Annotated in this window: 24 protein-coding genes; 11 read left to right on the top strand and 13 right to left on the bottom strand. The window is 70.5% G+C overall.

The window, feature by feature from the left end; genetic code table 11:
• The first annotated feature begins 51 nt into the window (after window positions 1-51).
• Window positions 52-387, top strand: coding sequence for a winged helix-turn-helix transcriptional regulator (locus tag BFN33_RS33170; RefSeq protein WP_370743337.1), 336 nt, complete (start codon window positions 52-54; stop codon window positions 385-387).
• Between the two features lie 10 nt (window positions 388-397).
• Here BFN33_RS33170 and BFN33_RS33165 read toward each other — a convergent pair whose 3' ends face one another.
• Window positions 398-3715, bottom strand: coding sequence for a tetratricopeptide repeat protein (locus tag BFN33_RS33165; RefSeq protein WP_069763878.1), 3318 nt, complete (start codon window positions 3713-3715; stop codon window positions 398-400).
• An 89-nt stretch (window positions 3716-3804) separates the two neighbouring features.
• Here BFN33_RS33165 and BFN33_RS33160 point away from each other — a divergent pair, with 89 nt between their 5' ends.
• On the top strand, window positions 3805-4311 hold the full coding sequence (locus tag BFN33_RS33160; RefSeq protein ID WP_069763877.1) for a DUF2165 domain-containing protein: 507 nt from the start codon (window positions 3805-3807) through the stop codon (window positions 4309-4311).
• Here BFN33_RS33160 and BFN33_RS33155 read toward each other — a convergent pair.
• The 3 genes from BFN33_RS33155 to BFN33_RS33145 form a co-directional block, all read right to left on the bottom strand.
• Window positions 4304-4864 (bottom strand): hypothetical protein, encoded by a 561-nt coding sequence (locus BFN33_RS33155; RefSeq protein WP_069763876.1) that lies wholly within the window; start codon window positions 4862-4864, stop codon window positions 4304-4306. The two genes, BFN33_RS33160 and BFN33_RS33155, sit on opposite strands and share 8 nt — an antisense overlap.
• A 76-nt stretch (window positions 4865-4940) precedes the next feature.
• On the bottom strand, window positions 4941-7553 hold the full coding sequence (locus BFN33_RS33150) for a bifunctional FO biosynthesis protein CofGH (RefSeq protein ID WP_069763875.1): 2613 nt from the start codon (window positions 7551-7553) through the stop codon (window positions 4941-4943).
• Between the two features lie 58 nt (window positions 7554-7611).
• Window positions 7612-8454 carry an LLM class F420-dependent oxidoreductase gene (locus tag BFN33_RS33145; RefSeq protein ID WP_069763874.1) on the bottom strand — a complete coding sequence of 281 codons (843 nt, stop codon included), beginning with the start codon at window positions 8452-8454 and terminating at the stop codon, window positions 7612-7614.
• A gap of 206 nt (window positions 8455-8660) precedes the next feature.
• Between BFN33_RS33145 and BFN33_RS33140 the strand changes: the two genes are divergently transcribed.
• Window positions 8661-9809 carry an NAD(P)/FAD-dependent oxidoreductase gene (locus BFN33_RS33140; RefSeq protein ID WP_176742524.1) on the top strand — a complete coding sequence of 383 codons (1149 nt, stop codon included), beginning with the start codon at window positions 8661-8663 and terminating at the stop codon, window positions 9807-9809.
• Window positions 9810-9841: 32 nt separating this feature from the next.
• On the opposite strand, the gene BFN33_RS50375 is transcribed toward BFN33_RS33140, so the two are convergent.
• A complete protein-coding gene (locus tag BFN33_RS50375) occupies window positions 9842-10282 on the bottom strand; it encodes an excalibur calcium-binding domain-containing protein (RefSeq protein WP_256122927.1) in 441 nt (146 codons plus the stop codon).
• A 406-nt stretch (window positions 10283-10688) separates the two neighbouring features.
• Between BFN33_RS50375 and BFN33_RS52750 the strand changes: the two genes are divergently transcribed.
• Window positions 10689-11270, top strand: a complete 582-nt coding sequence (locus tag BFN33_RS52750) for a DUF4352 domain-containing protein (RefSeq protein WP_141758016.1) — start codon at window positions 10689-10691, stop codon at window positions 11268-11270.
• Here the strand turns inward: BFN33_RS52750 and BFN33_RS33135 are convergent.
• Genes BFN33_RS33135 through BFN33_RS33125 form a run of 3 tightly spaced genes read right to left on the bottom strand, consistent with a single transcriptional unit; the run spans window position 11240 to window position 12275 of the window.
• Window positions 11240-11521 carry a hypothetical protein gene (locus BFN33_RS33135; RefSeq protein ID WP_069763873.1) on the bottom strand — a complete coding sequence of 94 codons (282 nt, stop codon included), beginning with the start codon at window positions 11519-11521 and terminating at the stop codon, window positions 11240-11242. The two genes, BFN33_RS52750 and BFN33_RS33135, sit on opposite strands and share 31 nt — an antisense overlap.
• Window positions 11518-11793: a hypothetical protein gene (locus BFN33_RS33130; RefSeq protein WP_079141127.1), complete on the bottom strand. Its 276-nt coding sequence runs from the start codon at window positions 11791-11793 to the stop codon at window positions 11518-11520. Before BFN33_RS33130 ends, BFN33_RS33135 begins: the two co-directional genes overlap by 4 nt.
• Window positions 11794-11843: 50 nt before the next feature.
• Entirely contained in the window at window positions 11844-12275 is a 432-nt protein-coding gene (locus BFN33_RS33125; protein ID WP_069763872.1) for an ATP-binding protein, read from the bottom strand.
• A gap of 204 nt (window positions 12276-12479) precedes the next feature.
• On the opposite strand from BFN33_RS33125, the gene BFN33_RS33120 reads away from it, so the two are divergent.
• Window positions 12480-13334: a helix-turn-helix transcriptional regulator gene (locus BFN33_RS33120; protein ID WP_069763871.1), complete on the top strand. Its 855-nt coding sequence runs from the start codon at window positions 12480-12482 to the stop codon at window positions 13332-13334.
• 10 nt (window positions 13335-13344) lie between these two features.
• Window positions 13345-13509 carry a DUF397 domain-containing protein gene (locus BFN33_RS33115; protein ID WP_069763870.1) on the top strand — a complete coding sequence of 55 codons (165 nt, stop codon included), beginning with the start codon at window positions 13345-13347 and terminating at the stop codon, window positions 13507-13509.
• Here BFN33_RS33115 and BFN33_RS33110 read toward each other — a convergent pair.
• Window positions 13501-14319 (bottom strand): endonuclease/exonuclease/phosphatase family protein, encoded by an 819-nt coding sequence (locus tag BFN33_RS33110; protein WP_176742523.1) that lies wholly within the window; start codon window positions 14317-14319, stop codon window positions 13501-13503. The genes BFN33_RS33115 and BFN33_RS33110 overlap by 9 nt on opposite strands.
• A 104-nt stretch (window positions 14320-14423) precedes the next feature.
• Between BFN33_RS33110 and BFN33_RS33105 the strand changes: the two genes are divergently transcribed.
• The 5 genes from BFN33_RS33105 to BFN33_RS33085 all read left to right on the top strand — a co-directional run bounded on the left by BFN33_RS33105 (window position 14424) and on the right by BFN33_RS33085 (window position 18179).
• Window positions 14424-14816, top strand: coding sequence for a nitroreductase/quinone reductase family protein (locus tag BFN33_RS33105; RefSeq protein WP_069763868.1), 393 nt, complete (start codon window positions 14424-14426; stop codon window positions 14814-14816).
• Between the two features lie 71 nt (window positions 14817-14887).
• The gene (locus tag BFN33_RS33100; RefSeq protein WP_069763867.1) at window positions 14888-15712 is read left to right on the top strand and encodes a helix-turn-helix transcriptional regulator; all 825 of its coding nucleotides are present in this window, start codon (window positions 14888-14890) and stop codon (window positions 15710-15712) included.
• A 122-nt stretch (window positions 15713-15834) separates the two neighbouring features.
• Window positions 15835-16701 (top strand): helix-turn-helix transcriptional regulator, encoded by an 867-nt coding sequence (locus tag BFN33_RS33095; RefSeq protein WP_069763866.1) that lies wholly within the window; start codon window positions 15835-15837, stop codon window positions 16699-16701.
• On the top strand, window positions 16698-17642 hold the full coding sequence (locus BFN33_RS33090; RefSeq protein WP_069763865.1) for an NADP-dependent oxidoreductase: 945 nt from the start codon (window positions 16698-16700) through the stop codon (window positions 17640-17642). The genes BFN33_RS33095 and BFN33_RS33090 overlap by 4 nt, the downstream gene beginning before the upstream one ends.
• A 36-nt stretch (window positions 17643-17678) precedes the next feature.
• Complete coding sequence (locus BFN33_RS33085; RefSeq protein ID WP_069763864.1) at window positions 17679-18179, top strand: cupin domain-containing protein; 501 nt, start codon at window positions 17679-17681, stop codon at window positions 18177-18179.
• Between the two features lie 85 nt (window positions 18180-18264).
• On the opposite strand, the gene BFN33_RS33080 is transcribed toward BFN33_RS33085, so the two are convergent.
• The 4 genes from BFN33_RS33080 to BFN33_RS33065 form a co-directional block, all read right to left on the bottom strand.
• Window positions 18265-18801, bottom strand: a complete 537-nt coding sequence (locus BFN33_RS33080) for a DUF3455 domain-containing protein (RefSeq protein WP_069763863.1) — start codon at window positions 18799-18801, stop codon at window positions 18265-18267.
• A 138-nt stretch (window positions 18802-18939) separates the two neighbouring features.
• On the bottom strand, window positions 18940-20373 hold the full coding sequence (locus BFN33_RS33075; RefSeq protein WP_069764092.1) for an aldehyde dehydrogenase family protein: 1434 nt from the start codon (window positions 20371-20373) through the stop codon (window positions 18940-18942).
• A gap of 20 nt (window positions 20374-20393) precedes the next feature.
• The gene (locus tag BFN33_RS33070; RefSeq protein WP_069763862.1) at window positions 20394-22124 is read right to left on the bottom strand and encodes an amidohydrolase family protein; all 1731 of its coding nucleotides are present in this window, start codon (window positions 22122-22124) and stop codon (window positions 20394-20396) included.
• A 14-nt stretch (window positions 22125-22138) separates the two neighbouring features.
• Complete coding sequence (locus BFN33_RS33065) at window positions 22139-23257, bottom strand: LLM class flavin-dependent oxidoreductase (protein ID WP_079141125.1); 1119 nt, start codon at window positions 23255-23257, stop codon at window positions 22139-22141.
• Between the last annotated feature and the right edge of the window lie 23 nt (window positions 23258-23280).

Below are 23280 nucleotides of genomic sequence, written 5' to 3'. Positions count from 1 at the left end.
GGCGGACCCAGGACCGATGTCCCCCCGGAGAACGCCTGTCCCATCGCCCCCGTGGTCGACATCGTCTTCAGCCGCTGGACCACACCGATCCTCTGGACCCTCCACGAGTACGGCCGTCAGCGCTTCGTGGAAGTGGAACGCCGGATCGCCACCATCACCCCCAAGGTCCTGACCCAGCGCCTGCGCCAACTGGAACGCGACGGTCTGGTCCACCGCACGTACCACGCGGAGGTCCCGCCCCGGGTCGAATACGAGATCACCGAACTGGGCCGCAGCCTGGCCCCGTTGTTCGCGACGCTGGCGGAGTGGTCACCGAATCTGGAGAGGGTGGGGGAGGCTCGGCGGGCTTATGACGCGAGGGGCGGGGGCGGCGGGCGGTCGGCGTGAGACCCCGTCCTCAGCTCCTCGCCGACCACAGGGCCTGGATCGCGTCCCTCGCCTCGCTCACCGCAGTGAGGCAGGCCGCGGTGCGGGAGGACCGGTCCGCCCCCGGGGCGGTGAGGAGCTCGGTGAGGATGTCGGCCAAGGAGGCCAGGTCGTCCCATTCCGGGGTGAGGGTGAGGAGTTCGGACAGGCCTCGGTCCGCCGCCGGGCCGTCGGCCAGTACGCAGCCCAGGAAGCAGTGGGCCTGGGCTCGTGTCACGGGCTCCATGTCGGGGTCGTGCTCGACCAGGTGGGAGAGGTCGCGCCAGAGGGGTTCGGCGGCAGCCGGGCCTTCGGAGCGGTGGACCGTCATGGCCAGTTGGAAGGTGCCGGCGAGGGGGTCCGTGGTGCGCAGGCGCTCGGCGAGAGCGCGGGCCTGCGCCCACTCGCCGTGATGACGGTGAAGTTCCGCCCGTACGTCGTCCAGCTCCGCGGAGTGGGTCGCCGCCAACCGCTCCCCCGCCTCCTCCCATCGCCCGCACGACAGCAGCAGTTCGATCGCCGCGCCCCGCTCCCACGTCATCCCGGCGTCCAGCGCCACGCAGCGGTCCAGGTCGGACAGGGCCTGCTCCGTGCGGCCGATCGCCAGACACACCCGGCCCCGGCGACCGTAGGCCCAGGCGTACTCTGGGTCGGCGGTCACGGCGCGGTCCAGGTAATGGAGGGCCTCCTCGTAGGACTTACGGACGCGGTGGATCGCTCCCAGGCCGGCCAGGGCGATGTCGTCGGTGGGGTCCTGTGCCAGAACGGCCTGGAGGGCGGCCGATGCCTCGTCGTGCCGCCCCGCGAGCCAGTACGCCCAACCCAGCTCGACCTGGATCCAGCGGGCACCCGGCTCCACCTCGGCGGCGCGCCGCAGGTCCTCGAACATCCCGCTCTGGTCGTCCAGTCGATTCCTCACCCGGGATCTCATCGTCAGCGCCCAGGCGTAGTCGGGGATCAGCTCGACGGCCCGGTCGAAGTCGGCCAACGCCGCGTCGTAGCGGCCGAGTTCGTACAGGGACTGGGCGCGGCTCGCCAGCGCCGACGCGTAGCCCGGCTCCAGGGACACAGCGCGCCCCAGTTCCGCCACCGCCTCCTCGTACCGTTCGGCGAGCCGGTACGCGTCGCCGCGTTCCGACGCGACCCAGGCCAGCTCGGGCGCGAGCGCGGCCGCCTGGTCGAGGTCGGCGAACGCCTTGTCCAGGTCGCCCCGCGCACGGTGCAGCCGGGCCCTGCGCACCAGCGCCCACAGGTACTCGGGATCGATGCTCAGCGCACGGTTGAAGTCGGCGAGCGACTCGTCGAGCCGTCCCATGCTGTGCCGGCACACCGCCCGCCCGGTCAGGGCGATGTCGTCGGTGGGGTCGAGGGCGACGGCACGGCTGAAGTCGGCGTCCGCCTCGTCGAGACGGGACGCCAGACGGTAGGTCTCGGCCCGCTCGGCGAGGATCCACCCTTTGTCGGGGGCCAGTTCGACGGCTCGGTCGAGGGCGGCCAGGGCCGCCGGATAATCCTCCAGCAGCTGGTGGGTGACACCCCGGCCGTAGTGGGCCAGCGGTTGCTCCGGGTCCAGCTCGACCGCACGGTCGTACTCCTCCAAGGCTTGCGCGTACTCCTGGCGGTTGCGCAGGTCCCTGCCGCGCAGCGCGTGCGCCTCCGCCCGGCCCGCCGGATCGAGACCGGGACGGGCCAGGAGCAGGTCCGTCGCCCTGGTCACCCCGCCCTCCTCGTCCGCGAGCGCCGCGGCCAACAACCGCCCCCACTCGCGCAGTACGGCGTTGCCCGCCGCGTCGCCCGCCTCCTCCAGCATCCGTGCCCAGCGGCGGGCGACGACCTCGTCCTCGCGGCAGGCCACGACGAATCCGCGCAGCGCCTCGGCGAGCGCCGCGGGCGGGCGGGCGCACAGCAGGTGGTACATCTCCTCCAGGCGCAGCTCGCACCATTCCTCGTCGGCCCACAACTCCTCGGCGCGGCGGCCGAATCCGGCGTCCTCGCGCCACTCGGCGAACGCCTCCGCGAGCCGGCGGTGCCGGGTCGTCCACTCGGTCCGGGACCGAAGGCGCTCCAACCGGAGCATCTGCGCGCGTACGACGTCGTGGTACTGGAGCCGGTCCCCGCGCTGCGCGACGAAGGGAAGCCCGGTCAACCACGCGTACTGGGCGTCCAGTTCGTCTTCGGAGGAGGTGACGAGCACCCGGAAGACGTCCTCGTCCAGCCGTCTCGGCAGCGCGCAGGCCTTGGCGACCTTACGGCGGGCCTCCGGTTCCGGCTTCAGGAACCGTTCCACCGCGCTCTTGCTCGGATCGATCACGTCGTCCGGACCGTCGAGGCGTCTGGCGGCGAGCGTCGACACGAGGACCGGGAGGCCGCCCGTCAGGCGCAGCACCTCCTCGACGACCGGTTCGGCCACGACACCCCGCGCGGCGAGCAGGCGGCGCGACTCGGTCTCGGTGAAGGGGGCGAGCGGCAGTTCCGCCACCGAGTCAAGGCCGCCCCAGCGGGCGGTGTCCAGCGGGCGCTGGCCCGCGGTGACCACGACGACGGCGGCGGGCAGCCGGCCGTGCTCGCGGGGTTTGGTCAGGATGTCGTACAGCCACGGGTCGAGGAAGGGGCCGGTCCGTTCGTAGGTGTCGAAGAACAGGACGATCCACGGTACGGCGGAGGCGGCGGACCTCAGTTCGGCGAGCAGCACCGGGGTGAGGACCCGCTCGGGGGTGAGCACCAGGTCGACGTCGTCGAGGTTGCGGAAGCGGGCGCCGAGGCCGGCCCGCAGCCGGTCGGCCCCCTGGGCAAGCCGGTCGGCTGGAAGCGCCCGGGTGACCAGGCCGGCCCCCGGCAGGGCGGCCTCCAGGGCGCCCAGGCCGAGGTCCACCGCCATCCTGCTTCCGGCCGACGCCGACGCCGGCTCCGGCGAGGACTCGGGCGCGAGCGCGGCGAGAGTGGCCGCCTCCGCCTCGCGCCGCCGGTCCCGCCAGGTCGCCAGGCGCCGCTCCAGATCCTTCAACCTCCGTCCCTGGTCGACGAATTCACGGCACAGAGTCTCCATGGCTTCCGGGACGCTGCCGACGCCGTCGTCGACGTAGGCCGTGAGCGCCCCGCGTTCGCGGGCGAGTTGCGCCAACTCCTGGACCAGTGAGGTCTTTCCGATGCCCGCGCTGCCGTGGACATGGAACCGGAAGCGGTGCCGGGCGTCGGTGGCCGGGATGTCGAAGTTCCGCAGGAACGCGGTCCGTTCGGCCTCGCGGCCCACGAATCCGGCCCGTGTGCGCCGCAGGATCAGCTCCTGCGCCGACGGCTCCGCCTGCGCCATGCGTCCGTCCCCTCGTCGCGGCCCGTCCGGCTCTCATTCTGACGCAACCGATCTGGATCACGCCGCCACGCACAGGGAAGATGGCCCCCATGGCATCGACACCCCCACGCACCACACGCAGCGCACTTCACCTCTCCGCCACCCTTCTCACCGCGAGCGTCGCGCTGTACATAGCGCTCGTGGCGTTCGGGAACATCACGGACTTCGGGACCAACCAGGCGTTCGTGCAGCACGTTCTCGCGATGGATACGACGTTCAAGGACGACGATCTGATGTGGAGAGCCGTCACCAGCAAGGGACTTCAGAACACGGCGTACGTCGCGATCATCGTCTGGGAGACGCTGGCCGCGCTCGTGCTGGTCTACGGCACATATCTGTGGGTGCGCGGGGACGATCCGCGTGCCCGGCGCTTCTCCACCTACGGCCTGCTCATGCTCATGCTGCTCTTCGGCGCCGGGTTCATCGCGATCGGCGGGGAGTGGTTCTCCATGTGGCAGTCGGACACCTGGAACGGGCTGGACGCGGCGCTGCGGGTGTTCGTGCTGAGCGGGGTCGTGCTGCTGGTGGTCAATCTGCCGGACCGCAGCGCTAGTTGACGACGACGACCTTCGTTCCCGTCTCGCCGAACGTCCACAGTGCCGAGCCGTCCGCCGTCTTCATGCGGATGCCGCCGGTCTGGGTGCCGTTCGCGGGCGGGGGCGAGGAGCCGTCCACCGCGTTGGAGAAGGCGACGTTCACGCCGCCCACGGCGGTGAAGTACACGATGTGTTCGATCTGCACGCCGTCGGACCCGGTGGTCGGGTCTCCCCGGCGCAGCGAGACCGAGTAGGTGCCCGGGGCCGGGTCCACCGTCCCCGGCCAGACCGCGAAGGTCCGCCGGGCCGCCTCGCTCGCGTCGATCAGCCAGACCCGCTTGTCGCCGAGCGAGTAGACGATCCGGCGGCCCGTCCCGGAGGCGTCCGGGACCGCGGTCGCCGACGGCTCGGGCTGCGCGGACGCGCGCGGAGACGCCGACACGCTCGGCCGGGCGGTGGCGGCCACGCTCGGCTTCGTTCCCTTGTCGGCCTGTACGGCCAGGGCGACGACGGCGGCTATCGCCCCCACGGTCAGACCCGTCACCCAGACCTTCGGGGCTGGCACGGCACGCATCTCCTCGGCTAAGGATCCCCGTCGAACGGGGGTCGGATCATCGTACCGGCCCCCGCCGAGACACCTTCCGCCTCACTCAGTCCAGCACCGGCAGCAGCTCCGGCAGATGCCCGTCGGAGACCTGCGCCGCCTGCTGCCGCTCCTCCGGCACCTCCCCGTACAGGGTTGTGCGCGGACGTGCGGGCCGGCCCGCCGCCTCCGCCACCGCGATCAGGTCCTTCACCGACTTGTACGAGCCGTAGGACGATCCCGCCATCCGCGAGATCGTCTCCTCCATCAGGGTGCCGCCGAGGTCGTTCGCCCCCGAGCGGAGCATCTCGGCCGCGCCCTCGGTGCCGAGCTTGACCCAGCTGGTCTGGATGTTCGGGATCCAGGGGTGCAGCAGCAGGCGGGCCATCGCGGTGACCGCCCTGTTGTCCCGCATGGTCGGGCCGGGGCGGGCGATGCCGGCCAGGTACACCGGGGCGTTGGTGTGGATGAAGGGGAGCGTCACGAACTCCGTGAAACCGCCCGTGCGTTGCTGGATTCCGGCCAGTGTGCGCAGGTGGCCCAGCCAGTGGCGTGGCTGGTCCACATGGCCGTACATCATCGTGGAGGAGGACCGGAGGCCGACCTCGTGCGCGGTCTCGATGACCTCGATCCAGGTCGCCGTCGGCAGCTTGCCCTTGGTCAGGATCCAGCGGACCTCGTCGTCGAGGATCTCGGCGGCCGTGCCGGGGAGGGAGCCGAGGCCGGCCTCCTTGGCCGTCGTCAGCCACTCGCGGATGGACATGCCGGTGCGGGTCGCGCCGTTGACGACCTCCATCGGGGAGAAGGCGTGCACATGCATGCCGGGCACCCGCTCCTTCACCGCCTTCGCGATGTCGAAGTACGCCGTCCCCGGCAGGTCCGGATGGATCCCGCCCTGCATGCAGACCTCCACCGCGCCCACCTCCCAGGCCTGCTCGGCCCGGTCGGCCACCTGGTCCAGGGACAGGGTGTAGGCGTCCGCGTCGGTGCGCCGCTGGGCGAAGGCGCAGAAACGGCAGCCCGTGTAGCAGACGTTGGTGAAGTTGATGTTCCGCGTGACGATGTACGTCACGTCGTCGCCGACCACCGACTTGCGCACGTCGTCGGCGATCTGGGTCAGCGCGTCCAGGGCGGGCCCGTCGGCGTGCAGCAGCGCGAGGGCCTCCGCGTCGGTCAGCTTCGTGGGGTCGTCGGCGGCTGTCCGCAGCGCGTCCCGGACGTCCGTGTCGATGCGCTCGGGCACCATGCCGGGGGCGGCCGCCTCGCGCAGGGCGCCCCAGTCGCCGTAGACCTCGTCGAAGTCGTCGCGGCGGTCGGACGTACGGCCCTCGGTGTCGATGGAGGCGTGCAGATCCGTACGGCCGGACGCCACGAACACCTCTTCCGGCTCCTGCCAGGCCAGCCCCTGCGGGAGGGCGTCCGGGCGGGCGAGGCCCGTCTCCGGGTCGGCCAGCGCCGCCACGTGCGGGCGCAGCCTCGGATCCAGCCAGGGCTCGCCGCGCTGGACGAACTCGGGGTACACGCACAGACGTTCCCGCAGCTCGAAACCGGCCGCCGCCGAGCGTTCCGTGAGCTCCTCGATCTGCGGCCACGGCCGCTCGGGGTTCACGTGGTCGATGGTGAGCGGACTGACCCCGCCCCAGTCGTCGATCCCCGCCCCGATCAGCCGCTCGTACTCGCTGTCGACCAGGTTCGGCGGGGCCTGGATGTTGGCGGCCGGACCCATGATGAGGCGGGCCACGGCCACCGCGGCGACCAGTTCGTCCAGCTCCGCGTCCGGCATGCCGCGCATCGCGGTGTCCGGCTTGGCGCGGAAGTTCTGGATGATCAGCTCCTGGACGCTGTGATAGGCGCGGGAGATCTTCCGGAGCGCGAACAGCGACTCCGCGCGCTCCTCGTACGTCTCCCCGATCCCGATGAGGATGCCGCTCGTGAAAGGCACCGACGAACGCCCTGCATCCTCCAGGACCCGCAGCCGTACGGCGGGCTCCTTGTCCGGGGAGCCGTAGTGGGGTCCGCCGGGCTCGGACCACAGCCGCTCGGCGGTCGTCTCCAGCATCATGCCCATGCTCGGCGCGACGGGCTTCAGCCGCTGGAAGTCGGTCCAGGACAGCACGCCCGGATTGAGGTGCGGGAGCAGGCCCGTCTCCTCCAGGATCCGGATGGAGATGGCCCGGACGTAGGCGATGGTGTCGTCGTAACCGTGCGCGTCCAGCCATTCCCTGGCCTCCGGCCAGCGGTCCTCGGGCTTGTCACCGAGGGTGATCAGGGCTTCCTTGCAGCCCAGTGCGGCGCCCTTGCGGGCCACGTCCAGGACCTCGTCGGGGGACATGAACATGCCGTGGCCGGCCCGGCGGAGCTTGCCGGGCACGGTCACGAACGTGCAGTAGTGGCACTTGTCCCGGCACAACCGGGTGAGCGGGATGAAGACGCTCTTCGAGTACGTGATGACACCGGGACGGCCCGCCTGCGCGAGGCCCGCGTCCCTGATACGGGCGGCCGACGCGGTGAGGTCGTCCAGGGCCGGACCGCGGGCCTGGAGCAGCACCGCGGCCTCGGAGACGTCGAGGGCGACGCCGTCCCTGGCGCGTTTGAGCGCGCGACGCATGGAGTTCTCGGTGGGGCCCGTACCGCCGGGGCGGTCGGTGGGGCCGGTTCCGGAGGTCGCGGAAGTCGTCATCCTTCGAGGATACGAGCGGGGTGATCAGGGCGGCGGTGCCGCACAGAGGTGGGTGACGTCACACTTCGTCCCCACCGTTCCGGACATAACGGCCATACTCGTCCAGCACCTTGAACACCTCGCTCTCCCCCGCCGGCGGCAGCTGCAGCACGACCTCCTCGATGCCGAGCTCGGCGTAGTGGGCGAGCTTGCCGGGGGTGGGGAGGACGGCGTAGGGGACGACCTGGAGGGTGGCCGGGTCGCGGCCCGCGTCGGCCCAGGCGGAACGCAGCACGGGCAGGGACTCGGTTAGACCACGTCCGCCGATGGGCAGCCAGCCGTCGGCGTACTCGCAGATGTGGGAGAACAGCTTCGGCCCCGCGGCGCCACCCACGAGAGTCCGCTTCCGGACGGGCTTGGGGAAGGCGTGGCTGGCCCGGACACTCCCGAACCGACCTTCGTGGGCGGTGGGCTCGTCCGCCCAGAGCGCCTGCATGAGCGCCATGCGGTCCCGGACGAGCTCGCGCCGGGTGCGCCACTCGACACCGTGGTCGGCGGCTTCCTCGACGTTCCAGCCGAAGCCCAGTCCGAGGGTGAACCGCCCGCCGGAGAGGTGGTCGAGGGTGGCGATCTGCTTGGCCAGGTCGATCGGGTCGTGCTGGGCGACGAGCGTGATGCCGGTGCCGAGACCGAGCCGCTCGGTGACGGCGGCGGCCTGGCCGAGCGCGACGAACGGGTCGAGGGTACGGCCGTACTCGCGCGGCAGGTCGCCGCCCGCCGGGTACGGGGTGACCCGCTCGACGGGGATGTGGGTGTGCTCGGGCAGATACAGCCCGGCGAAGCCTCGCGCCTCCAGCTCACGGGCGAGCCGGGTCGGGGTGATGGTCTCGTCGGTGAGGAAGATCGTCACGGAAATTCGCATGCCTGCATCTGTACCGGGCCGGGGCGGGGATGTCCATACCGACTGGTCGGCATCGACTGGTCGATGTAGGCCTCGGTGACGCGGTTGTCGGTCGTCTGTCGGGGCCGTCGGTGTGATGTCGGGGGTCTGTCGACGGTGGCCCGGAGGGTGTGGGGAGAAGGCCGACCGGAACTCACCGGGAGGCCCCGCCCCGAAGGAGCCACCTGATGAACAGCCCTGTCACGATCAGCCCTGTCACGATCATCGGCGCCGGACTCGGCGGCCTCACGCTCGCCCGCGTCCTGCACGTCCACGGCATTCCGTCCACCGTCTACGAGGCGGAGTCCTCGCCGACGGCGCGTGCGCAGGGCGGGATGCTCGACATCCACGACCACAACGGACAGCTCGCGCTGGAGGCGGCGGGCCTGATGGACGAGTTCCGCGGTCTCGTCCTGGAGGGCCGTGAGGCGACGCGCCTGCTCGACCGGGACGGGACGGTCCTCTTCGAGAAGGCCGACGACGGCACCGGCGGCCGCCCCGAGGTGCAGCGCGGCGAACTGCGACAGCTCCTGCTCGACTCGCTCCCGGCCGGGACGGTCCGCTGGGGCCACAAGGTCAGCGGCACGCGTGCGCTCGAGGAGGGCCGCCACGAGGTGACGTTCGCCGACGGGACCTCGGTCGCCACCGAGCTGTTGGTCGGCGCGGACGGCGCGTGGTCGCGGGTACGGCCGCTGCTGTCGGACGCGGTGCCCGAGTACACCGGCATGTCGTCCGTGGAGACCTACCTGTTCGACGCCGACACCCGGCACCCCGTCACCGCGAAGGCGGTCGGCGACGGGGCACTGTTCGCGTTGACGCCGGGAAAGGGCCTCACCGCACACCGCGAGAGGGCCGGCACCCTGCACACGTACGCGATGCTCGCCCGGCCGCAGGACTGGTTCGCCGCCGTCGACTTCACCGACCCCGCCACGGCCACGGCCCGCATCGCGGCGGAGTTCGACGGCTGGGCCCCGGAACTCACCGCGCTGATCACCGACACCGACACCGCGCCGGTCCTGCGCCCCCTCAACGAGCTGCCTGCCGACCACCGGTGGGACCGCGTCCCCGGCGTCACCCTCCTCGGCGACGCCGCCCACCTCGCGGCCCCCAACGGCGAGGGCGCCAACCTCGCCATGCTCGACGGCGCGGAGCTCGCCCAGTCCCTGGCCTCCCACCCCGACGACCTCGAGACCGCGCTCACCCAGTACGAGCGGGCGATGTTCCCGCGCAGCACCGAGGCCGCCACGGAGGGCACCGAGCTCTACGCCCTGATGTTCGGCGACAACACACCCCACGGCCTGATCAGCGTGTTCACGGGGCAGGAGCAAGGCGGCTGAGCGTCTGCGCGCAACCCTTCTCACCGTCGCCGTCAAGGCCCTGCATATGGCTCGCAGGCTACGCCGTCACCGTCCCTGTCGAGATGCGGCGCGTATCCGGGATCGCCGCGGTGGAGCGGGGCATCGCCGGCGGCCCGGGCCTCGTCACAGTTCTTGTAGTACACGTCAGGGGTTGGGGTCGTCGTCGGTTCGGGCGCTTCGGCCGTCTTGGTCACCGTCTTCGTGGGAGCCGGAGAGGGGGCGACAGTCACGGCTTCGGTAGCCGTGACTGTAGGGACTTTGACGGGGTGCGTCGGGAGGGCGCTTGGGGCGTCAGCTGCAGGAGTACTGGAGGTCGCAGGTGAGCCGGGCTCGCCGTCAGAGGGGTCAACGGCGCTGAGTATGCCCCCTAGGAGCACAAAGACGGCGAACAACCCGAGGGCCACAACCAGAATCCGGCCCAGTAGGCCCAGGGATGCCCACTTCCTTCGCATGCGCCATAGAGGGTTGCGTCGTCTGCCAGTACCGATCATCGCAGCGTCCTGTGCTCGATCAGATGCAGTCTCCAGTTCAGCACCTGGTCGGGTGCACCGCATGTCAGAGCACCTGAGGGACAGCCGACACAGGGGCCGACTGATTCGGCCTATGGACTACTGCCCCGGCCCAACAGACCCGGAGTGCGCGAACAGCCTGACGGTCGCTCGCTGAAGCCATGAACAGCCCGACCCCGTCGGGACCTCCTGACGGGCACCTGCACACCCAGGCCCGCACCGACATCGTTCAACCGCCGCATACCGCGCGACTCGTAGAAGCGTCCTCACCCATGCGGGCGCAGCCCTCGCCGGGCTCATCGCCGGTGCGCTGATCGGGGTCACGGCCGACTCCAGTGCCGACAAGGCGGTGCCCTCGGCGACGACCACCACGACAATCACCAGTGCGCAGACCGTCATCACCACACCCGGAGCAGATGAGACACCGGTCTCATCACCCTCGTCGTCCAAGCCCTTCACCTTCGGAAACACCTGGAAGTTGAACAACATCGACCCGGCCGAGCACTTCGAAGGAACCCTTACCGTGCTGAGCTACAAACAGGGGTTCACCTCAGTCGGCAAAGCCAGCGAAGAGGCCGGTGAGCCGGGTTATGTCTGGGCGTACGCGGACCTGAAGCTCTGCGGCACGAAAGGCTCGTACACCGACAACACGACCAGTTGGACGCTGTATTACAGCGACGGCAGCCGCATCAACCCGTCCGGCACCACCTACGGCGACTTTCCGAAGCCGGAGGTTCCGACCGAAGTTACAGTGACCGCCGGCAAGAGTGCTCGGGGAAAGCTGGTGTTCACCGTCCCCAGCGCCAAGCGCCCGGGAGTCCGTGCTGTACCAGCCCGACGGCTTGGACGAACCGAGGGAGTGGACGGTCCCGAAGGGGTAACCGAAACCGAAAAGCTGTCTCAGTCCACTACCTGTGGATCACGGAAGTAATAAACGATCGTCACCCCCAGGCCCGGTGTGTGCGTGTACACGACCGTGATCGCCTCGGCCGAGTCAGAGGCAAGAGGCGTCGTGTAGGTGTACTCCACCGACGGCGGGCGCCAGCCTGGGACCTCTCGGCCGATGGCCGGGTCGCGGGCGATGGCAGCCAGTGCCTCGCGGACCACCTCCCGCTCCCCTTCCGTCAGATCACCGAACGCCTTCCTCGCAGGCTCGGCCTCTTCCAGCGGGATCTCGTTCACGTACGGCCGCCTCCACCACGGGCGTCTTCCAGGGCTGTCATGATCTCGGGCGAGTTCCTGATCAGGACCCGGTGGCGATAGGCCCGGACGACCGCGGCGGCGCCCGCGAAGTCGTTGGTCGGCGAGGCCCCTATGGCTGCCGCGAGCTCGGTCTCGAAACGCTCCCGGTCGCCGGGGAAACCGTAGCGGCTGAGCGCGCTGCGCAGGTCGTCCACGGTCCGGATCTCCGGGAGAGGCATCGCTCCCCAGCCGTGCTCGGGCTGTGCGCTCATGGTCGGCTCCTGGTGAACAGCGGTCGCTCCACCTCTCAGTATGACCCTGCTCACCACCCCGGCACCCCGCACTCCGCCCACAGCAGCTTCCCGCCCTTCGACGCGCCCAGTTGCCGCAGTACCGAGACGCCGGTCGCGTCCGCGCAGGCTCGTACCAGGTGCAGGCCGCGGCCGTTCTCGGCGTCCGGGGCGGCGGGCGGCTTGTCGGTCGTGAAGCCGGGTGGGACGCGGGGGTCGGTGTCCCAGACCGCCACCCGTACCCGCCCCGGGGACGGTGACAGGAGGCGGAAGGCGTACGGCCCCTTCGTGTGGCAGTGCGCGTTCGCCAGCAACTCGGCCGCGAGCAGCTCCGCGGTGGGGGTCAGGTCGGGGAGGTCGTGTGCGGCCAGGGTCAGCCGCAAGGCACCCCTGGCGATACCCGGTGCGCGTGGATCGTGCGGGAGATGCAGGGTGTAGTTCCACGACGGGGATACGGTGGCCATCGGAAGTCTCCGGTCACTGAGGGGAGTTGGACAGATGCCTGGTGTCTCCGCCCTGGCGTCCCACGGTGCGCTTCCAGGTGGAGCGGCGCCTGAACATGACGATAGAGGGTTCGCAAAGGTGCTTTGCGGTACTTCGAAGGATCTCGGTGTCTTCTCCCTCGTGTGGGTGACAAACCCGCTGGCCGCCCGGTAGGAGGAGCACCCATGACACCCCGGCCCGCGCCTACGGCCCGACGCGTCCGACTCGCGACGGAGCTGCGCAAACTCCGCGAGCGGGCCGGTCTGACCTCGACCGAGGCCGCACAGTTGCTCGGCACGAGTTCGGGTCAACTCAGCAACGTGGAGTCCGCCCGTTTCGGCGTGAGCCCCGAGCGCGTGCGGGCGATGGCCGCGCTGTACTCCTGCACAAACCAGCCCTACGTCGACGCCCTCGCCGACATGGCGGCCGAGAAGTCCCGTGGCTGGTGGTGGGACGCGTATCGCGAGGTACTGCCCTCAGGGCTTCTCTCCCTGGCCGAGCTGGAACACCACGCCACGGCCGTCCGCACCGCCTTCACCGCCCACATCCCCGGCATGCTCCAGACCGCCGAGCACGCCCGGGAGATCTTCAGCCAGGCGATCCCGACCCCGACGCCGCCGGAGGTCGAGCACCGTGTCTCGCACCGGATCAAGCGGCAGGACTTCGTGTTCCGGACAAACCCGAATCCGTACAGCACGGTGATTCACGAAGCCGCCCTGCACATGCTGGTCGGCGGCCGCCGGGTCTCACGCGATCAGCTTCGGCATCTGATCGACATGAGCCTGCGGGAGCACATCACCCTTCGTGTACTCCCCTTCGACGTCGGGGCGTTCCCCGGGTCGGGCCAGTCGATCAACTACCTCTGCGGACCGGTAACGCCGCTGGACACCGTGCAGTTGGACCAGTTCCACGGTCCGATGCTCATCGATGCCGAGGCGCATCTGGAGAAGTACCGGCGCCTCCTGGACGTCGTGGAGGGCATCGCCCTCAGTCCCGCGAAGTCCCGCGATCTGATCCACTCCATCATCCAGAATCTCTGAAGGAGCCGAAATGCCCACCAGCACCTGGCGGAAGTCGTCCTACTGCCAAGAGGGCGAGGCCTGCGTCCATATATCCACCGACCCCCACAACGTGCACATCACGGACTCCGACGCCGCCCAAACCATCGTCACCGTCAGCCACGGCGCCTTCGCCGCCCTGCTGAAGTCACTCTGACCCGTCCGCCAGGTCCGCCACCACCGCCAGGTGGTCCGACGGCCAGACGCCGTCCACGGGACCGTCGCCCGCCCGGCGGACGTCCCTGACATGGCCCAACCCCCTCGCCCCCGGCGGGCCCACGTGGATGTAGTCGATGCGGACCGGAGGGTCCAAGCGGACGTACGGGTTCGCCGGGTCCCAGGTCGCGGAGGGGGCCGTGGGGTCCGCGTACTCCCAGGCGTCCAGGAAGAGTTGGTCCGGGGCGGCCGGGGCCGTCTTGTAGCCGCCGAAGAGGCGGACCTCGTCGGAGTCGGGCCAGGCGTTGAAGTCGCCGGTGACGACGGGCGGGAAGTCGGTGCCCGACCGGTGCGCCGCCACGAACTCCGCCAGCGCCGTGACCTGTTGGCAGCGGATCGCCGACGCGGTGGGGGCCGAGCTGAGGTGGGTGGTGAAGAAGGGGATCTCGTACGACGGGCCGGCCAGCCGGGTGTGGAAGGCGAGGCGGCCGTCGTCCAGCGACTCGGGGGCCGGCAGCCGCAGGACGGCCTCGTCGATCACCGGCCAGCGGCTCAGTACCGCGTTGCCGACTTCCACCCCGGGGTCGCCGATCCGCCGCTGCCAGCGCTCCGAGGCGGGCGACGGGGCCCACGCCCAGTGCAGGCCGAGCTCGTCGGCCAGCCACTGCGCGAGGTTCTCGGAACCCGCCGACCACACCTCCTGCAGGCCCACCACATCCGGCCGCAGCTCCCGCAGCACCGCCAGGATCGCCTTCTGGCGTTCCTGCCACGGGCCGAAGCGCCACCACAGGTTCCAGGTCACCACGCGCATCGCCGACACCCTTCGTCCACCCGGCCGCACCCTGAGATCATCGAGGCCGCCGGTCAGGTTACGGAAGACCGGAGAGGACACCAGAGACAGGAGTCTCACCACCCATGTCCCGCGACCCCGAGCGCAAGTACCGCGCCGTCACGGCCCTCCAGCGCCGCTTCAACCCGATCATGCGCCGACTGCCGCTCCAGACCGTCCTGGAGACCACCGGCCGCACCTCGGGCCTGCCCCGCAGGACGCCTGTGGGCGGCAAGCGGGTCGGCGGGTCCTTCTGGCTGGTCTCCGAGTTCGGCGAGCGGTCGCAGTACGTCCGCAACATCAAGGCCGATCCGCGGGTGCGGGTGCGCATCAGGGGGCGGTGGCACACCGGGACCGCTCATCTGATGCCGGACGACGACACCGCCGTACGACTGCGCTCGCTGCCCCTGATGAACAGCGCGGCCGTACGGGCCGTAGGGGTCGGCCAGTTGACCGTGCGGGTGGATCTGGACAGCTGAAGGGATACCGTGGATCTCGCCGACCGGACAGTCCCTCGGCATGTGTCTCGTTCGCGGAGGATGAGATAGCGATGGACCGGGCGTTGCTGGCCGACTTCCTCCGGGCACGCCGGGAGGTGCTGCAGCCGGAGGATGTGGGGCTTCCCCGCGGTCCTCGGCGTCGTACCGGCGGGCTGCGGCGCGAGGAGGTCGCCGCACTGGCCGGCATGTCGGTCGACTACTACAGCCGGATCGAGCAGCAGCGCGGTCCGATGCCCTCCGAACAGGTGCTCGCCGGGATCGCCCGGGGACTGCACCTGAGCCTGAGCGAGCGCGACCACCTCTTCGACCTCGCCGGGCACTCGGCGCCACGACGGCACCTGCGCGAGGATCACGTCAGCCCCACCATGATGCGCATCGTCGAACGGCTCGCGGACACACCGGCGTTGGTGATGTCCCGGTTCAACGAGACGCTGCTGCAGAACCAACCGGCGATCGCTCTGCTGGGCGACTACACCCGCTTCAGCGGAATGTCCCGCTACCTGGTCTACCGCTGGTTCACCGACCCGGCGCAACGCGAGCTCTACCCCGTCGAGGACCACGACCTGCGAGGCAGGGTCTTCACCTCGGAGATCCGGGCGGCGTACACGGCGGATCCCGAGGGAACGGCCGGCGAGATCGTCACCGCGCTGCTGGCGGCCAGTCCGGAATTCGCCGAGGTCTGGCGGTTGCACGAGGTCGACGTCACCCACCACAACGACCTCAAGCGCTACCGCCATCCCGAGCTGGGCGAACTGGAGCTCTACTGCCAGCGCCTGGTCGACCCCGACCAGGCCCAGGAACTGCTCGTCTTCTCCGCCACGCCCGGCACCCCCAGCTACGAGAAGCTTCAGCTCCTGTCCGCCGTGCGGGACTAGTCCGCGTTCATCTCCACCTGCCCCGCCCGCTCTGCCACGGACAACTTGTCCGTGGATAAGTCATGCCTTCATCCGGGTTCCGACTCACGCCACGCTGGGTCAGTCGAACACGGGAGGTCGAGATGGAACGGGCGCTGCTGGCCGACTTCCTCCGGGCACGCCGGGAGGTGCTGCAGCCGGAGGATGTGGGGCTTCCCCGCGGGCCACGGCGTCGTACCGGCGGGCTGCGGCGCGAGGAGGTCGCCGCACTGGCCGGGATGTCGGTCGACTACTACAGCCGGATCGAGCAACAGCGCGGTCCGATGCCCTCCGAGCAGGTGCTCGCCGGGCTCGCCCGGGGACTGCACCTGAGCCTGAGCGAGCGCGACCACCTCTTCGACCTCGCCGGGCACTCGGCGCCACGTCGGGTCCTGCGCGAGGATCACGTCAGCCCCACCATGATGCGCATCGTCGAACGGCTCGCGGACACACCGGCGTTGGTGATGTCCCGGTTCAACGAGACGCTGCTGCAGACCCGCCCGGCCATCGCTCTGCTGGGCGACTACACCCGCTTCAGCGGAATGTCCCGCTACCTGGTCTACCGCTGGTTCACCGACCCGGCGCAACGCGAGCTCTACCCCGTCGAGGACCACGCCCTGCGGGGCAGGGTCTTCACCGTCGACCTCCGCGCGGCGTACACCGCGGACCCGCAGGGCCGGGCCGGCGAGATCGTCGCGGCGCTCCTGGCCACCAGCGCCGAGTTCGCCGAGGTCTGGCGGTTGCACGAGGTGGACGTCACCCACCACAACGACCTCAAGCGCTACCGCCATCCCGAGCTGGGCGAACTGGAGCTGTACTGCCAGCGCCTGATCGACCCCGACCAGGCCCAGGAACTGCTCGTCTTCTCCGCCACACCCGGCTCACCCAGCCACGAAAAGCTCCAGCTCCTGCCCGCCGTGGGCGGTCAGGCATGGCATGACCCAACAGTGCTTCGAAAGGACTTCCCATGAAGGCAGTGCGTTTCCACGAGTACGGCGACCCGAGCGTCCTGCGCTACGAGGACGTCGAGCAGCCCGTGCCCGGCGCCGGTCAGGTTCTGGTCCGGGTGGCCGCGACCTCGTTCAACGGTGTCGACGGCAACATCCGCGGGGGCTTCATGCAGGGTCCCATCCCGGTGACGTTGCCGCACACTCCCGGCATCGACGTCTCCGGCACGGTCGACGCGCTGGGTGAGGGCGTGTCCGGCCTCGAGATCGGCGATCAGGTGGTCGGCTTCCTGCCGATGGCTGGCACCGGCGCGGCCGCCGAGTACGTGGTGGCCCCGGCCGGGATTCTGACGCCGGCGCCCCGGAGCATCCCGCTGCCCGATGCCGCCGCGCTGCCGGTGGTGGGTCTCACCGCCTGGCAGGCCCTGTTCGATCACGCGAAGCTGGTGCCGGGGCAGCGCGTGCTCATCAACGGTGCGGGCGGCGCGGTCGGCGGCTACGCCGTGCAGCTGGCCAAGAACGCCGGTGCGTACGTGATCGCCACGGCCGGCCCGCGCAGCAGCCAGCAGGTCAAGACGGCGGGTGCCGACGAGGTCGTCGACCACACCGCCGGCGAGGTGACCGCGGCGGTGACCGAGCCGGTCGACGTCGTGCTCAACCTCGCGCCGATCGACCCGGCGCGGCTGGCCGCGCTGCTCACCGTGATCCGTTCCGGTGGAGTGCTGGTGAACACCACGGTGTGGATGCCCGCGCCCAGCGACGAATCACGCGGCGTGCGCGGCATCGACCTGTTCGTCAACAGCGACGCCGACCAGCTGTCGCGGCTGGTCGCGATGGTCGACTCCGGCGAGCTACGGGTCGACGTGGCGCAGCGGGTGCCGCTGGCGGAACTGCCGGCAGTCCACACCCGGGCCGCCACGGGCGAGCTGCACGGCAAGGTCGTCATCGTCGCGCCTGCCGCCTGACCTCTGACCTCTGACCTTCTCAAGGAGACGACCACGATGATCCCCGACGACGACCCGTCCCGCTCCCTGACGGTGGCGGACCCCGACGATCCCGGTACGACGTACATCTCTCTGGTGGGCAACACGTACGCCATGCTGGTCACCGGAGAGCAGACCGACGGCCGGTACTGCCTGATCGACATGCGCGTCCCCGACGGCGGCGGCCCGCCGCCGCACCGGCACGACTTCGAGGAGATGTTCACGGTCCTCGAGGGCGAGATCGAGTTCACCTTCCGGGGCGAGAAGCACACGGTACGGGCCGGGTCCACGGTCAATATCCCGGCCAACGCCCCGCACAACTTCCGCAACGCCTCGGGTGCGCCGGCCCGCATGCTGTGCATGTGCACCCCGGCCGGCCAGGACGAGTACTTCACGCGCATCGGCGATGTCGTCGCGGGCAAGGACGCGCCGCCGCCGCACCTGTCGGAGAGCGAGCTCGCGGAGCGCCGCCGCCGCGCGGCCGAGTTGGCCTCGGCCTACCGGAGCGAGTTCCTGTGAGGACCGGGAGCACATGAGCATGCGGCACGGCGGCGGCCCCGCTCCAGCGGAAGCCGCCGCCGCCCCGCTCAGAGACTCCCCCGCGTCACTTCGCCGGCTTGTAGAAGGCGTACGTCGCGGTGTACGCCACGCTCACCTGGTCCGTGCCGGTGCAGGCGGTGGCCGGGGCGACGCCGCCGGTGGTGTTCAGGCGCTGTATGTAGGAGACGCCTCCGAAGACGCCCGTGCCCCGGGTCGCCGTGGCCTGGAGCAGGAGCTCGGGGATGGTGCCGGTCTTCGGGGAGCTGGCGAGCACCGCGGCGTTCACCGCGCTGCCGTCCACCGTGGAGACCCAGACGGGGCCACGGGAGTGCAGGGCGACCGTGCGGCCTCTGCGGTCCGACAGGGTGGCGGCCGGCTCCAGGAGCTTCCAGGCCCCGTCGGTGCAGGTGTAGGTCTGCACGCCCCGGGCCGGGTAGACGCCCGTCAGCTTGTTGCCGTCGGGCACCTGGAGGGCCGCGGGGGCCTTCACGGGCTTCGGCGCGGCATCGGCGGGGGCCGCGTTACCGGCGGTGGTCCCCAGGAAGGCGGTCGCGGCGGCAAGAGCCGCAGTGGTCAGCGCGAGACGCTTGGTGAGCTTCAAGTCAGTTCTCCGGAAGGGTTCTTGACTGGTTTTCAGTACGGCGACATCGATGTCGCCGTCCCCGGTCCGGGACTCTACGGGCCCGCCCGAGGGTTACCGGCCAGTTGGCCGAACCCGGTCCGGAGAAGCCGCGCCGCCTCACCCCGGCCAGACGATCGACTGCACCTCGCTGTAGGCGTGCAGCGCGTACGAGCCGCAGTCCCGTCCGACCCCGCTGCTGCGGAAGCCTCCGAACGGCGCCTCCATGTTGCGGCCGACCGTGTTGACCCCGACTCCCCCGGCCCGTAGTCGCCGCGCCACACGGAAGGCGCGGGCCACGTCCGCCGACCAGACGTAGTCGATGAGGCCGTAGTCGCTGTCGTTGGCGAGCGCGATGCCCTCCTCCTCATCGTCGAAGGGCGTCACGGTCACGACCGGGCCGAAGATCTCCTCGCGGACCACCCTCATCTGCGGGCCGCAGTCGGCGAGCAGGGTGGGGGCGACGTAGAAACCCCGCTCCGAGGCGGGCCGTTCACCGCCCACGATGACGGAAGCGCCTTCCTTGCGGCCGAGTTCGACGTACGACTCCACCCGCTCCCGGTGCGCCGCCGAGATCACCGGCCCTACGACCGTCCCGGCCTCTCGGGGGTCCCCCACCTTCAACCTGCCCGCATAAGAGGCCATTTGCTCGACGAGTCGCTCGTAGACCCCTCGCTGCACCAGTACCCGCGTCGGTGCCGTGCAGATCTGTCCGCTGTAGAAGGAGAAGGTGGTCCCGATCCCGGCCACGGCCGACCCGAGATCCGCGTCCTCGAAGACGACCGCCGCTCCCTTCCCGCCCAACTCCATCAACTGCCGCTTCATGGACCGCCCGCACACCTCGCCGATCCGCTGTCCGACCGCCGTGGAGCCGGTGAAGCTGACCATGTCGACGTCCGGGGAGTCGACCGCGGCCTCACCGACCTCCACCGAGCGGCCGCTCACCACGTTCACGACCCCGCGCGGAACCCCGGCGGCCTCCAGCGCCTCCGCCATGCGGTAGACGGAGAGGGGGTCCTGCGGGGCGGGCTTCACGACCACCGTGTTGCCCATGGCGAGCGCGGGGGCGATCTTGCCCGATGGGTTCGCCCAGGGGTTGTTGTACGACGTGATGCAGGTGACGACCCCCACGGGCTGCCGGACGGCCAGCGCGCCCATCACCGCGGCCTTCCCCATCGGCCCGGCCTCGTTGATCTGCGGCGGGATCGCCCACTCGGCGGGCTCGACCTGCGCGTACCGCCGGAAGCGGGCGGCGGCGACGCCGACCTGCATCGCGCGGGCCGTGGCGGTGGTCGCCCCCGTCTCGGCCCGGGCGAGTTCGGCGTACGGCACCAGGCGGGAGCGGATGAGGTCACCGGCGCGGGCGAGGATCGCCGCGCGCTCCCCCGCCGACGTGCGTGACCACGGCCCGAAGGCCTCGCGGGCCGCGGCGCAGGCCGCGCGCACCTGATCCCGCGAGGCCTCCGGAGCCCATCCGACGGTCTCCTCGGTGGCCGGGTCGACGACCGCGTAGTGCCCGCCCTCCGGCGCCACCCACTCGCCGCCGACGAACAGCCGTTGCTCCTCCGGCGAACTCACCTGGTGCTCACCGTCCGTGTGTCCCGCCCGGACCGCAGCACCCGGCCGGGTACGGCCCCGCTCACCACGTCGTCCCGGATCGCCTCGACCCCGTTGACCCATACGGCCCGTACCCCGATGGCCTTGGAGTCCAGCCGCGGACTGTCACCCGGCAGGTCGTGCACCAGGGTGGCCGTGCCCGCGGCGATCCGTTCCGGGTCGAAGAGCACGAGGTCCGCATGGAAGCCCTCCTCGATCCGCCCGCGCTCCCGCAGCCCGAAGAGCCGTGCGGGATCGTCGGTGAGCATCTTCACGGCCTGCTCCAGAGACGCCAGTTTCCGGCCGCGCAGACAGTCCCCGATGAAGCGGGTCGTGTACGGCGCCCCGCACATGCGGTCCAGGTGCGCGCCCGCGTCGGATCCGCCGAGGAGCACGTCCTCGTGCTGCCAGGCCTCGGCACGCATCGCCCAGGACGCCGGGTCGTTGTCGGTGGGCATGGGCCACAGGACCGTACGCAACGAGTCGGCCGCGCAGATCTCGACCAGCGCGGCGAACGGCTCCTGCCCGCGCTCGGCCGCGATGTCCTCCACGACCCGCCCGCTGAGCCCGCGGTTCGCCTCGCTGTAGGTGTCGCCGATGACGTACCGCCCGAAGTTGGTCAGCCGCCGGAAGACCCCCGCCTCCTTGGACACGGAGTGCCTGAGCAGTTCCTTCTGTACGTCCGGGTCGCGCAGCTTCTCGATCCGCTCGGGGACGGGCAGTGCGAGGACCGGTCCCCAGCCGGGGATCAGGTTCAGCGCGCAGAAGGTGCCCAGGGACATGTTCATCGGGGTGAGGATCGGCATGGTCAGCGCCACCACCCGGCCGCCCGCCTTCCGGGCCTGCTCGCTCGCGAACAGCTGCCTCGGCACCCGCTCCGGCACGGACGAGTCGATGGTCAGCACGTTCCAGTTCAGGGGCCGGCCGGCCGCCGCGCTCATCTCCACGAGGAGATCGATCTCCGCGTCGCTGAACTGGTCGAGGCACCCGGCGACGATCGCCTCGATCTGCGTCCCCTCGTGCTCCCCGACGGCCCGCGACAGGGCCAGCAGCTCGGCGGGCAACGCGTGCCGGGACGCCACGGGCTTTCCGTCGCCGTCGGAGTGCGTGGACGACTGGGTGGTGGACAAACCCCAGGCACCGGCGTCCATGGCGTCGTGCAACAGCCGCAGCATCGCGTCGAGTTGCGCGTCGGACGGCTGCCCGCCGACGGCCTCCGGCCCCATGACGTATCGCCGTAGCGCGCAATGCCCCACCATGAAACCGGCGTTGACGGCGATCCGCCCGTCGAGGGCGTCCAGATACTCCCCGAAGGAACTCCAGCTCCAGGGCGCCCCCTCCTCCAGCGCCACCAACGACATCCCCTCGACCTTGGACATCATCCGGCGGGTGTAGTCGGCGTCGTCCGGGCGGGCCGGGTTCAGCGGCGCCAGGGTGAAGCCGCAGTTCCCGGCCGCGACCGTCGTCACGCCGTGGTTGAGGGAGGGCGTCGCGTACGGGTCCCAGAACAGCTGGGCGTCGTAGTGGGTGTGGGGGTCGACGAACCCGGGGGCGAGGACGAGCCCGGAAGCGTCCTCGCTGGTACGGGCTTCCTCGGTGACGGTCCCGATGACGGCGATACGGCCGTCCCGGATGCCGACGTCGGCGGTGCGGGCGGGGGCGCCCGTGCCGTCGACGACGGTCGCCCCTTTGATGAGGTGGTCGAGCATGGAACCGAACCCCCTTACGCAGATTCGCGGAACCGCGTGGTCCGATGCACGGGATCCGTGTCGATCTTCGGGATCACGTGCTCCCCGATGAGCCGGATCGTCTGCAGCGTCTCCTCCTTGGGCACCCCCACCGGCAGCCCGAAGCTCAGCTGGTCCGCGCCGGCCTGCTCCCACCGCTTGCACTGCCGGACCACCTCGTCCGGGTCCCCGCAGATCAGCAGCTCCTCCTCGATGAGCAGCTCGACGAACTCCGCGGTGTACTCGGGCAGGGTTTCCGGCCACACCGGGAAGCCCTCGGGCCGCGGGAAGGTGTCGTGGTACCGGAACACCAGGGACGGCAGATAGTGCAGGCCCCCGCGCACGGCGATGTCGATCGCCTCGGCGTGCGTCGGCGCGCAGATGGCCGTCGTCGTCACCATCACGTTGTCGTTGACGAAGTCCCCGATCGGCTCGGCGTCGACCACCGCCGTCTTGTACTGCTCGAGGACCCACTCCATGTCGGAGACCTTCTGCACGCTGAAGCCGAGCACCCCGAGCCCCTTCCTGGCCGCCATGGCGTACGACGGCGGCGACCCGGCGGCGTACCACATCGCGGGGTGCGACTTCCCGTACGGCTTCGGCAGCACCTTGCGGGGCGGCAGCTGCCAGTGCTTGCCCTGGAAGCCGGCGTACTCGTCCTGGAGCCACATCTTGGGGAACTCCGCGATGGTCTCTTCCCAGATCTCCTTGGTGTAGTTCATGTCGGTGACGCCCGGTATGAACCCGAGGATCTCGTGCGACCCCGCCCCGCGCCCGCTGCCGAACTCGAAGCGGTTCTCGGTGAGATGGTCGAGCATGGCCACCTTCTCGGCGACCTTCACGGGGTGGTTGACCTGGGCGAGCGGGTTGAAGATCCCGGAGCCGAGATGGATCCGTTCGGTCGCGTGCGCGAGGTACCCGAGGAACACGTCGTTGGCGGAGAGGTGCGAGTACTCCTCCAGGAAGTGATGCTCGGACGCCCAGGCGTACTTGAAGCCGGACCGGTCCGCCTGGATGACGTACTCGGTCTCCTCCATCAGCGCCTTGTGCTCGGCGAGCGGGTCGGTCTCGGCGCGCTTGCCCACGTATCCCTGTACAAAGAGCCCGAATTCCAAGGAGGTTCACCGTCCCCAGTCTG

This window comes from Streptomyces sp. LUP47B (genome assembly GCF_001746295.1).
In the GTDB taxonomy this organism is placed as follows: Bacteria; Actinomycetota; Actinomycetes; order Streptomycetales; family Streptomycetaceae; genus Streptomyces.
Note: the sequence above shows the minus strand (reverse complement) of the source record. Positions and strands in the feature narration are given on the sequence as shown.

Coding starts and splice junctions, on each gene's coding strand:
- BFN33_RS33165 (WP_069763878.1), bottom strand. CDS start 3,715: ATGGCGCAGGCGGAGCCGTCGGCGCAGGAGCTGATCCTGCGGCGCACA.
- BFN33_RS33160 (WP_069763877.1), top strand. CDS start 3,805: ATGGCATCGACACCCCCACGCACCACACGCAGCGCACTTCACCTCTCC.
- BFN33_RS33155 (WP_069763876.1), bottom strand. CDS start 4,864: ATGCGTGCCGTGCCAGCCCCGAAGGTCTGGGTGACGGGTCTGACCGTG.
- BFN33_RS33150 (WP_069763875.1), bottom strand. CDS start 7,553: ATGACGACTTCCGCGACCTCCGGAACCGGCCCCACCGACCGCCCCGGC.
- BFN33_RS33145 (WP_069763874.1), bottom strand. CDS start 8,454: ATGCGAATTTCCGTGACGATCTTCCTCACCGACGAGACCATCACCCCG.
- BFN33_RS33140 (WP_176742524.1), top strand. CDS start 8,661: ATGAACAGCCCTGTCACGATCAGCCCTGTCACGATCATCGGCGCCGGA.
- BFN33_RS50375 (WP_256122927.1), bottom strand. CDS start 10,282: ATGCGAAGGAAGTGGGCATCCCTGGGCCTACTGGGCCGGATTCTGGTT.
- BFN33_RS33130 (WP_079141127.1), bottom strand. CDS start 11,793: ATGAGCGCACAGCCCGAGCACGGCTGGGGAGCGATGCCTCTCCCGGAG.
- BFN33_RS33125 (WP_069763872.1), bottom strand. CDS start 12,275: ATGGCCACCGTATCCCCGTCGTGGAACTACACCCTGCATCTCCCGCAC.
- BFN33_RS33120 (WP_069763871.1), top strand. CDS start 12,480: ATGACACCCCGGCCCGCGCCTACGGCCCGACGCGTCCGACTCGCGACG.
- BFN33_RS33115 (WP_069763870.1), top strand. CDS start 13,345: ATGCCCACCAGCACCTGGCGGAAGTCGTCCTACTGCCAAGAGGGCGAG.
- BFN33_RS33110 (WP_176742523.1), bottom strand. CDS start 14,319: ATGCGCGTGGTGACCTGGAACCTGTGGTGGCGCTTCGGCCCGTGGCAG.
- BFN33_RS33105 (WP_069763868.1), top strand. CDS start 14,424: ATGTCCCGCGACCCCGAGCGCAAGTACCGCGCCGTCACGGCCCTCCAG.
- BFN33_RS33100 (WP_069763867.1), top strand. CDS start 14,888: ATGGACCGGGCGTTGCTGGCCGACTTCCTCCGGGCACGCCGGGAGGTG.
- BFN33_RS33095 (WP_069763866.1), top strand. CDS start 15,835: ATGGAACGGGCGCTGCTGGCCGACTTCCTCCGGGCACGCCGGGAGGTG.
- BFN33_RS33090 (WP_069763865.1), top strand. CDS start 16,698: ATGAAGGCAGTGCGTTTCCACGAGTACGGCGACCCGAGCGTCCTGCGC.
- BFN33_RS33085 (WP_069763864.1), top strand. CDS start 17,679: ATGATCCCCGACGACGACCCGTCCCGCTCCCTGACGGTGGCGGACCCC.
- BFN33_RS33070 (WP_069763862.1), bottom strand. CDS start 22,124: ATGCTCGACCACCTCATCAAAGGGGCGACCGTCGTCGACGGCACGGGC.